This is a genomic window from Mycobacterium szulgai (assembly GCF_002116635.1).
In the GTDB taxonomy this organism is placed as follows: Bacteria; Actinomycetota; Actinomycetes; order Mycobacteriales; family Mycobacteriaceae; genus Mycobacterium; species Mycobacterium szulgai.
The window spans coordinates 1-1,536 of sequence record NZ_LQPW01000026.1 but is presented as its reverse complement, the minus strand read 5'-3'; the positions used below and the strand labels follow the sequence as shown (position 1 = coordinate 1,536).

Annotated in this window: 1 protein-coding gene; it reads left to right on the top strand. The window is 62.4% G+C overall.

Translation table 11 applies throughout. The features are described from left to right. A partial coding sequence (locus AWC27_RS06610; RefSeq protein ID WP_245846895.1) for a condensation domain-containing protein occupies positions 1-1,536 on the top strand: 1,536 nt, incomplete at both ends.

Below are 1,536 nucleotides of genomic sequence, written 5' to 3'. Positions count from 1 at the left end.
TTGGGTGGGGATTCGTTGTCGGCGATGCGGGCCATCGCCGCGATCAACGCTTCTCTGGACACCAGCCTGAACGTGCGGGTGTTGTTTGATGCGCCGACGGTGGGTCGGTTGGTGGGTTGTGTGGGGGGTGGTGGTGGTGCGCGGGCGCCGTTGAGGGCGGTGCAGCGGCGGCCGGCGGTGATTCCGTTGTCGTTTGCTCAGAGTCGGTTGTGGTTTGTTGATCAGCTGGAGGGGCCGAGCGCGGTTTACAACGTGCCGGTGGTGTTGCGGTTGGGTGGTGCGCTTGATGTTGGGGCGTTGGGTCAGGCGTTGGTGGATGTGGTGGGTCGTCATGAGAGTTTGCGCACGGTGTTTGTGGCGGTTGAGGGGGTGCCGCAGCAGGTGGTGGTGGGTGTTGAGCAGGTGCGGGTGGGGTGGAGTGTGGTCGATGCGCTCGGGTGGTCTGGGGCTCAACTGGATGAGGCGTTGGCTGCCTCGGCGCGTTATGTGTTTGATTTGGCTTCTGAAATCCCTTTTCGGGCGGAGCTTTTCGTTGTTGGTGAGCAGCAGTATGTGTTGGTGCTCGTGGTGCATCACATCGCTGCTGATGGTTGGTCGTTGGCTCCGCTGACCGCGGATTTGGGTGTGGCTTATGGGAGTCGGTGTGCTGGGCGTGCTCCGCAGTGGGCGGGGTTGGCGGTGCAGTATGTCGATTACACGTTGTGGCAGCGTGAGCATTTGGGTGATTTGGCCGATCCTGAGAGTGGTGTGGCGGCTCAGTTGCAGTATTGGCACGAGGCGTTGGCGGGGATGGCTGAGCGTCTGCCGTTGCCCACCGATCGGCCTTATCCGGCGGTGGCTGACTATCGGGGCGCCACTGTGGGCATCGATTGGCCGGTGGGTCTGCAGCAGCAAATAGCGCGGGTGGCTCGTGAGCATCATGCGACCAGCTTCATGGTGGTCCAGGCGGCCTTGAGTGTGTTGTTGTCGATGATGAGCGCGAGTTCTGATGTGGCAGTGGGGATCCCGGTTGCTGGTCGTGGGGATCCGGCACTGGATGAGGTGGTGGGCTTTTTCGTCAATACGTTGGTGTTGCGGATCGAGTTGGTGGGGGATCTGAGTTTTGCGGAGTTGTTGGCTCAGGTGCGGGCGCGCGCCGTGGCGGCTTTTGAGCATCAGGATGTGCCGTTTGAGGCGGTGGTGGATCGGCTCAACCCGGCCCGGTCGTTGGCGCATCACCCTTTGGTCCAGGTGGCGTTGGCGTGGCAGAACACCGGCATGGTGGAGCCGGTGCTGGGTGATTTGGACATCACCGCGGTGTCGATGCACACCCAGACCGCGCGTATGGACCTGACGTTTTCGTTGGCTGAAAGCTTCACCGAGACCGGTGAGCCCGCCGGCATCGGTGGGGCGGTGGAGTATCGCAGCGATGTCTTCGATGAGGCCACTATCCGCCGTTTGATCGACCGGCTCGAGCGGGTGTTGGGGGTGTTGGTTGGTGATCCGCAGCGGCGGTTGTCTGCGGTTGAGGTGGTGGATGGTGCTGAGGGTGCTGGG